The organism is Saccharothrix hoggarensis (assembly GCF_042678885.1).
GTDB classification, from domain to species: Bacteria; Actinomycetota; Actinomycetes; order Mycobacteriales; family Pseudonocardiaceae; genus Actinosynnema; species Actinosynnema hoggarensis.
Genome location: NZ_JBHTLK010000231.1, coordinates 1 through 7,825, shown reverse-complemented (window position 1 = coordinate 7,825; position 7,825 = coordinate 1). Strand labels below are relative to the sequence as shown.

The following is a 7,825-nucleotide window of genomic DNA, read 5'->3' as shown; positions in this document are numbered from 1 at the left end:
CGTTCGCAGGTGTTTTCCGACGATCACGCTTTTCGATCGTCGGAAATCACCTGCGAACGACCGACTTCCAGGCGACCGAGCCGCGACGCCGGAGGCGGCGCAATCAAACACGGCGCAATCAAACACGGCGCAATCAAACACGGCGCAATCGAACACAGGGATGGCCCATGCGCGTGCTGATGTTGTCCTGGGAGTACCCGCCGGTCGTCGTGGGCGGGTTGGGCCGGCACGTGCACGCGCTGGCCGGGCACCTGGCCGCGCAGGGGCACGAGGTGGTCGTGCTGTGCCGCCGGCCCGCGGGCACGGACGCCGTCACGCACCCCACGTCGGACGACCTCGTCGACGGGGTGCGGCTGATCCGCGTCGCCGAGGACCCGGCGCACCTGGTGTTCGAGCGCGACCTGGTGGCGTGGACGCTGGCCATGGGCCACGCGATGGCCCGCGCCGGGCTGGCGCTGCTGCGCGACTGGCGGCCGGACGTCGTGCACGCGCACGACTGGCTCGTCGCGCACCCCGCGATCGCGCTGGCCGAGGCGTGCGGCGTGCCGCTGGTGGCGACCGTGCACGCGACCGAGGCCGGCCGGCACAGCGGGTGGCTGTCGCAGACGTTGAACCAGCAGGTGCACTCGGTCGAGTGGTGGTTGGCGAACCGGGCGGACGCGGTGATCACCTGCTCGGCCGCGATGCGGACCGAGGTGGCGCACCTGTTCGACGTCGAGCCGGCGGACGTCACCGTGCTGCACAACGGGATCGAGCCGCGCCGGTGGCGCGTGCGGACGTCCGACGTCGACGCCGCCCGTGCCGCGCACAGCCCCGCCGGCGCGCCCCTGCTGCTGTTCTTCGGACGGCTGGAGTGGGAGAAGGGCGTGCAGGACCTGATCGCCGCCCTCCCCCGCGTCCGCCGCGCCCACCCCGGCACGCGCCTCGTCGTGGCGGGCACCGGCACGCACCGGGACTGGCTGGTCGAGCAGGCCCGCAAGCACAAGGTGCGCCGGGCCGTCGACTTCGTCGGCCACCTGTCGGACCGCGCGCTGGCCGCGACGCTGGCGGCGGCGGACGCCGTCGTGCTGCCGAGCCGGTACGAGCCGTTCGGGATCGTGGCGCTGGAGGCCGCGGCGGCCGGCACCCCGCTGGTGGCCTCCACCGCCGGCGGCCTCGGCGAGGACGTGCTCGACGGCGTGACCGGCTTGTCGTTCGCGCCGGGCGACGTCGACGCGCTCGCGGGCGCCGTCCGGTCCGTCCTGGACGACCGGCCCGCCGCCCTGCGCCGCGCCCGTGCCGCGAAGTCCCGCCTGGCCACGGACTTCGACTGGTCGAAGATCGCCGTCGACACCGCCGCCGTCTACCGGTCCGCGACCGTGCGCGACCACCCGCCGCTGGGCCGCCCCAAGATCCCGACCGGCAACGTGTTCCTCTGACCGGCGCGCGGGCCCCGGGCACGGCGTCACACCGTGAGCACGATCTTGCCGGTGGTCCGGTTCGCCTCGCCCAGCTCGTGCGCCTTGGCGACGTCCTCCAGCGGGAACGTCTCGGCGACGACCACCTTCAGCTCGCCGCGCGCCACCAGGTCGGCCACGCGCTCCAGGGCGGCGTGGTCGGGCGCCACGAACACCGTCGCGGCGCGGACGCCCAGCGGCTCCGCCTTGGCCCGCAGCTCGGGCAGCGCCGACGGGTTGGTCAGGCCGACGTAGCGCCCGCCGGGCTTGAGCACGCGCATCGACCGCGCCTCGTAGTCGTCGCCGCCGATCAGGTCGATCACCACGTCGACGTCCCGCAGCTCGCCGAAGTCGCGGGTCCGGTAGTCGACCAGCTCGTCGGCGCCCAGCTCGCGCAGCAGGTCGTGCTTGCCGGCACTGGCGGTGCCGATCACCCACGCGCCGAGGTGCTTCGCCAGCTGCACGGCGAGGTGCCCGACACCGCCCGCCGCGGCGTGGACCAGCACCCGGTCGCCCGCCTTGACCTCGGCGGCCTCGGTGAGGGCCTGCCACGCGGTGAGCGCGGCCAGCGGCAGGGCCGCCGCGTGGACGTGGTCGAGCCCTTCGGGCTTGCGGGCGAAGTGGCGCGCGGGCGCGGCGACGTACTCGGCGTACGCGCCGGCCGGGCGCGGGAAGTGGGGCATGCCGAACACCTCGTCGCCGACCCGGAACCGGTTCTCGCCGTCGGGCACGGACTCCACGACGCCGGAGACGTCCCAGCCGGGCACGTACGGCGTGGTCAGCCAGTAGCCGTTCTGCCGCACCTTCCAGTCCACTGCGTTCACGCCCGCCGCGCGGACCCGCACCACGATCTCGTCCATCCCCGCGGTCGGTCGCGCGACCTCCCGGACCCGCATCACCTCGGGCGCGCCGAGGGTCTCCACCGTCACCGCTCGCATTTCGTTCGTCATGGTCGAAAGCATCGCCGTGGGTGGTACCTGTTGTGAAGAAGGCACCTGAATGGTATTGAGGTACCTCATGTATACCGTCCCTGACCTGCGCGCCCACGGCGGCGCCGACGCCTTCCTCCGCAACTGCGCGTCACGCGCGGTGCTGGACCTGCTGACGAACAAGTGGGTGTGCCTGGTCGTGGCGGGTTTGCGGCCCGGCACGCTGCGGTTCGGCGAGCTGCGCCGCCGCCTCGACGGCATCACCCAGAAGATGCTCACCCAGACGTTGCGGGACCTGGAACGCGCGGGCCTCGTGCACCGCGCCGTCTACCCCAGCGTGCCACCGCGCGTCGAGTACAGCCTCACCCCGCTCGGCCAGAACGTGGGCGGGCTGATGGACGCCATCCGGGTGTGGGCGGAGACGCACATCGACGACATCCGCGTCGCGCAGGAGGCGTACGACAAGCGGGCGGGCGAGGAGCTGCAGCCCGTCTGAGGGCGGGCCCGCGCCGTCGAGGCGCTTCCGGTGGACGGTAGCTCGCCGGCCACCGGAAACCGGGGCACCGCCGTGACGTGCGGCTATCGCAATTCACCCGGCCGTGGTTCCGGTGGACGGAAGCCGGAGCTTCCGCCCGTGCCGGCTCCCGAGGATCGTCCTCCGCAACGGAGATCCGAAGCGGAGGACGGATGGGCACCAGGGGCAGCGGACGATCGGTCACCTCACGGGCGTTGGACCTCCTCGGCGCGTTCGACGTCGGGCACCCCACGCTGACGCTGACCGAGCTCGCCGCCCGGTGCGCCATGCCGCTGGCCACGGCGCACCGGCTCGTCGGCGAGCTGGAGGCGTGGCGGGCGCTGGAGCGCACCGCCGACAACCGGTACCAGATCGGCACCAGGCTGTGGGAGATCGGTCTGCTGTCGCCGTTCCCGCGGCGGCTGCGGGAGATCGCGATGCCGTTCATGCAGGACCTGTACGAGCGGAGCAAGGAGAACATCCACTTCGCGGTGCGCGACGGGCACGACGCGTTCTACATCGCGAAGATCACCGGACACCGCGCGGTGCCCATAATCTCGCGCGACGGCAGCCGATTACCGATGCACCCCACCGGTGTGGGCAAGGTGCTGCTCGCGTTCGCCAGCGCGGAGTTCATCGAGACGTACTGCGCGCGGCCGCTGGGGCGCTGCACGCGGCACACGATCGTCGAGGCGGGCAGGCTGCGCCGGGAGCTCGCGATCACCAGGGAACGCGGGTACGCGCTCACCGTCGAGGAGATGACGCTCGGCTCGTGCTCGGTGGCCGTGCCGGTGCTGGACACGGACGGCTCGGTCAAGGCGGCGCTCGGCGTGGTCGTGCACAGCGTCCGCCGCAACCTCGCCCGCTACGTGCCCGACCTGCGGTCCGAGGCCGCGAAGATCGCGGAAGTCATGAGCGAGCACCGCGGCGACCCGTACCCGGGTTTCGTGCACGACCTGCCCGAGGAGGCGTAGCGATGCAGTGGGGCCAGTTGGCGGTCTCGATCGCCAGTGGGGTGTCGGTGGCGGGCATCGTCGCCGCCGGGCGGACCCTGTGGACCCGCCGGAAGGTGCCGAGGGCGTTGTCCCGCAAGGTGTCCCGGCGCAGCTACCTGTCCACCGTGCTGCGCATCTCGCAACGCCCCGACGTGCGCCGGCTGGACGCGTTCGTGCCGAACCTCCAGTCGGCGGGCCGCACCGCGGTGCTGCACGACATCCAGTCGGCCTGGCAGCGGATCAACACCGGGCTGGGCGTCCGCATCGTGACGCGGGAGAGCCAGGAGTGCCTGAAGGCGGGCGCGGAGCTGCTGAGCAAGGGCTTCGACGTCAAGGTCGCCAACGCGCTCAACAGCGACGACCTGTCGTACCACGTGTTCACCGGCGGCACCCACCACACCGTGCTCAACCACCGCGACGGCGACCGCGACCGGCCCAACCGGCTCGACGGCATGTCGCCCGCCAAGGTGTTCCTGACGCACTTCGAGGAGGTGTGGGCGAAGTCCCTGCCGATCGAGTCCGTGCTCGCGGACCAGCTGCTCGGCGCCGTGCGGCGGCACGAGGACCGCGCCGAGATCGCGGACCGGCTGCGCGACCTGCGGGTGAAGTACGGGCTCAACCCCGTCGCCGAGGAGGCGGTGCTGCGGCACACCGCCTTCCGCCACTCCGCGCAGGTCGTGTTCATCACCGGGTTGCCGGGCGCGGGCAAGTCGCTGGTGCGGCGGCGGCTGGCCGAGAAGCTGACGGCGTTGCGGCTGCACGTGGACGAGCTGACCGACTACATCTACGCGTTCCACGACTTCATGCACCGCGTGATGCTGCTCGACGGCGACCGCGGCCACGGCTTCTCCGCCGACGCGGGCGGCGCGTTCCGGGTGTCCCGCGAGGAGAACCTCGGGCCGGCGCTGGCCGCGCTGGCGCAGCGCGTGGCGCAGAACCGCGGCGAGACGGCCGTGACGCTGGTCGAGTTCGCGCGGTCGGACGTGGTCAAGGCGCTGGACGTCTTCGGCGAGGCGGTCCTGTCGTCCGCGCGGGTGATCCACGTCCGGGCGTCCACGGACGTCCGGTCGGCGCGCCTGGTCTCGCGGGCGCAGGCGCCGCGCATCCAGGTCGCGGAGCCGAACATCACCGTCACCGTGTCCGACGACCACCGGCTGCCCAGCATCGTCGCCAACTCGCTGTACGTGTCCGACGGCTTCGACCGGCTGCGCGTGTACGACCGCGTCGCGGGGCGGGTGCACGCCATCGACAACGAGGTCGACGACCCGTCGCACACCCGGCTGGACGAGGAGCTGACCGGGTTCATCGAGGACATCGTGCGCCCCTACCGGGCGTTGAACGCCTGACCGGCTGCTACTGGCCGTTCTGCGACCGCTCCAGCGCTTCCCGCGCCTTGCGCGCCATGTCGGCGACGGCGGCCCGGCGCACGGCGTCCGCCTCGTAGTCCTCCCGGCGGTCCTTCACGACCCTCGCCGGGAGGCCCACGGCGATCTTGAAGTCCGGCACGTCGCCGCGCACCACGGCGTGCGCGCCGATCACGCAGCCGCGCCCGATCCGCGTGCCGCGGGTGACCGTGACCTTCGTGCCGAGCCAGCAGTCCGGGCCGATGCGCACCGGCGACTTCACGATGCCCTGGTCCTTGATCGGCAGGGTGATGTCGGCGGTCACGTGGTCGAAGTCGCAGATGTAGACCCAGTCGGCGATCAGGGTGGCCGCGCCGATCTCGACGTCGAGGTAGCAGTTCACCGTGTTGTCCTTGCCGAACACGGCCTTGTCGCCGATGCGCAGCGAGCCCTCGTGGCAGCGGATGGCGTTGCCGTCGCCGATGTGCACCCAGCGGCCGATCTCCAGCCTGCCGTAGCCGGGGCGGCAGTGCAGCTCCACGCCCTTGCCCAGGAACACCATGCCGCGCAGCACCACGTGGGGGTTCGCCAACCGGAACCGCAGCAGCCGCCAGTACCGCACCAGGTACCAGGGCGTGTACGCGCGGTGCCGCAGCACCCAGCGCAGCGATGCGACGGTGAGGAACCTGGCCTGCGCCGGGTCGCGGCGCGACCTGCGCCACCTCGTCCACACCGGTGCGCCCCACATACTCGTCACGCGGGCACTCTAACCAGCCTCACCGTCCGCCTCTCGACGAACCCGCGGGGGCTCGTTGGACCTCCTGCGTCGCGGCCGGCCGCGACAGCTCCCACTCCTCCACCTGCGGGATGCGGAGGGAGGCGGTGGGGTGAGGATTGGCACGTGACCCCTCTCATCATCGACACCGACCCGGGTGTGGACGACGCCCTCGCCCTGGCCCTCGCGGTCGCCAGCCCCGAGGTCGAGTTGATCGGCGTGACCACGGTCTTCGGCAACGTCTCGCTGGAGAACACCACGCGGAACGCCCTGCGCCTGCTCGCGCTCCTGGGCCGGGACGACGTGCCGGTCGCGGTGGGCGCGGCGCGCCCGCTGGTCCACCCCCACCCGCACCTGTCCAGCGCCCACGGCTCGGACGGCCTCTCCGGCTACGCCCACACCCTCCCCGAGCCGACCCGCGGCCCGGACGCGCGGGACGCCGTCACGCTGCTGCGGGAACTCCTCGAGCAGGCCGACCGGCCCGTCACGATCGTCCCCATCGGCCCGCTGACCAACATCGCGCTGCTGCTGGCCGCCCACCCCCACGTGAAGCCGAAGATCGGCCGGCTCGTCGTCATGGGCGGCGGGGTGGAGGGCGGCAACATCACGGCCTCCGCCGAGTTCAACGTCTGGAGCGACCCCGAGGCGGCCCGGCGCGTGCTCGTGGAGGAGGACGTGCCGACGACGCTGGTCCCGATGGACCTGACCCGCCGGTGCGCGGTGAGCGCCCAGTGGCTGGCCGACCTGGCGAAGACCTCGCCCACCGCCGCCGCGCTGGTCGGCCTCACCCCCGACTACCTGGAGACCTACCGGCGGTTCCTCGGCTGGGACGGCATGGCGGTGCACGACGCGATCGCGGTGGCGGAGGCGGTCCGGCCGGGGATCGTGCGGACCACGGCCTTCCCGGTGGACGTGGACTGCTCGTTCGGGCCGGGCCGGGGCGCGCTGCTGGTGGACCGGCGGTTGGAGGCGGCCGGCCCGAAGACGCTGGACATCGCGCTGGACGCCGACCTCGACGGGATGCGCGCGTTCCTCTTCGACCGCCTGGGCGCCCTCGGCGGCTGACAGCGAGAGGGTTCGGTGCGCGGGACGCCGGGTGTGCGCGAGGGCCGGGTGCGCGGGGCGGCCAGGTAGGCACCGGAGGGCGGGGTGCGCGCAGGTCAGGCGAACGGCGGGGGGCGGCGGCTAGGTGCGTTCGGCGTGGGCCAGCAGGTAGACCGGCTCGCGGCCGATCCTGGTCAGCGCCACGGTGGCCTCGGCCGAACCGGACAGCTTCAGCCTCGGCCGCAGCGCGTTCGGGTCGACGTCGAGGCCGCGCACCAGGATCTCCAGCCGCCCCACGTCGTGCGCCCGCAGCACGCCCCGCAGCGCCTTCTCGCTGTAGTGCCCGTGCTCGACCACCCGGAACGCGCGCACGCCGGGCGGCGGGGTCGGTCCGGTCAGGTAGGCGATCCGCTCGTCGAGCTGCGCCAGGCCGTGCCGGGCCGCGTAGTGCCGCACCAGGCCCGCGCGGACGACCGCGCCGTCCGGGTCGACCAGCCACTCGTCGGGTCCGGTGACGGGGCAGTCGTCCGGTTCGGCGGACGTGATCGTCCACTCGGGACCGCCGGTCCGCAGCACGGTGGCGCGGCGCGACACGCCCGGCGTGGCCAGGCCCCGCGTCCACAGGCACGCCTCGCGCACCTGGCCGTCCAGCGACACCAGCTCCACCTCGTCGGCCCACGGCGCGACCGCGAAGTCGACGCCGGGGGCGCACTTCACGGCCAGGTCGCGCTCGGCGTACGCCTCGGCCAGCAGGTCGAGCGGCGGGGCGAAGTCGGCGGGCCGCCACGT

The 7,825-nt window shown here is 73.2% G+C and carries 8 protein-coding genes; 5 read left to right on the top strand and 3 right to left on the bottom strand.

Going from position 1 to position 7,825, the window contains the following annotated elements; all coding sequences use genetic code 11:
* Positions 1 to 167: 167 nt before the first annotated feature.
* The gene (locus ACFQ3T_RS29930) at positions 168 to 1,418 is read left to right on the top strand and encodes a glycosyltransferase family 4 protein (RefSeq protein ID WP_380728314.1); all 1,251 of its coding nucleotides are present in this window, start codon (positions 168 to 170) and stop codon (positions 1,416 to 1,418) included.
* 26 nt (positions 1,419 to 1,444) lie between these two features.
* Here ACFQ3T_RS29930 and ACFQ3T_RS29925 read toward each other — a convergent pair whose 3' ends face one another.
* Positions 1,445 to 2,374, bottom strand: coding sequence for an NADP-dependent oxidoreductase (locus tag ACFQ3T_RS29925; RefSeq protein ID WP_380728321.1), 930 nt, complete (start codon positions 2,372 to 2,374; stop codon positions 1,445 to 1,447).
* A 79-nt stretch (positions 2,375 to 2,453) separates the two neighbouring features.
* Here ACFQ3T_RS29925 and ACFQ3T_RS29920 point away from each other — a divergent pair, with 79 nt between their 5' ends.
* The 3 genes from ACFQ3T_RS29920 to ACFQ3T_RS29910 all read left to right on the top strand — a co-directional run bounded on the left by ACFQ3T_RS29920 (position 2,454) and on the right by ACFQ3T_RS29910 (position 5,220).
* Complete coding sequence (locus ACFQ3T_RS29920) at positions 2,454 to 2,861, top strand: winged helix-turn-helix transcriptional regulator (RefSeq protein ID WP_380728312.1); 408 nt, start codon at positions 2,454 to 2,456, stop codon at positions 2,859 to 2,861.
* Positions 2,862 to 3,052: 191 nt separating this feature from the next.
* Positions 3,053 to 3,853, top strand: a complete 801-nt coding sequence (locus ACFQ3T_RS29915; RefSeq protein WP_380728310.1) for an IclR family transcriptional regulator — start codon at positions 3,053 to 3,055, stop codon at positions 3,851 to 3,853.
* Between the two features lie 2 nt (positions 3,854 to 3,855).
* Positions 3,856 to 5,220, top strand: a complete 1,365-nt coding sequence (locus ACFQ3T_RS29910) for a hypothetical protein (protein WP_380728308.1) — start codon at positions 3,856 to 3,858, stop codon at positions 5,218 to 5,220.
* A 7-nt stretch (positions 5,221 to 5,227) separates the two neighbouring features.
* Here ACFQ3T_RS29910 and ACFQ3T_RS29905 read toward each other — a convergent pair whose 3' ends face one another.
* Positions 5,228 to 5,974: an acyltransferase gene (locus ACFQ3T_RS29905; RefSeq protein ID WP_380728306.1), complete on the bottom strand. Its 747-nt coding sequence runs from the start codon at positions 5,972 to 5,974 to the stop codon at positions 5,228 to 5,230.
* 144 nt (positions 5,975 to 6,118) lie between these two features.
* Between ACFQ3T_RS29905 and ACFQ3T_RS29900 the strand changes: the two genes are divergently transcribed.
* Positions 6,119 to 7,057, top strand: a complete 939-nt coding sequence (locus tag ACFQ3T_RS29900) for a nucleoside hydrolase (protein ID WP_380728304.1) — start codon at positions 6,119 to 6,121, stop codon at positions 7,055 to 7,057.
* Between the two features lie 120 nt (positions 7,058 to 7,177).
* Here ACFQ3T_RS29900 and ACFQ3T_RS29895 read toward each other — a convergent pair.
* The coding region (locus ACFQ3T_RS29895; RefSeq protein WP_452603490.1) for a THUMP-like domain-containing protein at positions 7,178 to 7,825 on the bottom strand (648 nt) is incomplete at its 5' end.

Excerpts from the sequence above, each read along its gene's own strand:
- ACFQ3T_RS29920 (WP_380728312.1), top strand. The coding sequence starts at position 2,454 with ATGTATACCGTCCCTGACCTGCGCGCCCACGGCGGCGCCGACGCCTTC.
- ACFQ3T_RS29925 (WP_380728321.1), bottom strand. The coding sequence starts at position 2,374 with ATGCGAGCGGTGACGGTGGAGACCCTCGGCGCGCCCGAGGTGATGCGG.
- ACFQ3T_RS29910 (WP_380728308.1), top strand. The coding sequence starts at position 3,856 with ATGCAGTGGGGCCAGTTGGCGGTCTCGATCGCCAGTGGGGTGTCGGTG.
- ACFQ3T_RS29915 (WP_380728310.1), top strand. The coding sequence starts at position 3,053 with ATGGGCACCAGGGGCAGCGGACGATCGGTCACCTCACGGGCGTTGGAC.
- ACFQ3T_RS29930 (WP_380728314.1), top strand. The coding sequence starts at position 168 with ATGCGCGTGCTGATGTTGTCCTGGGAGTACCCGCCGGTCGTCGTGGGC.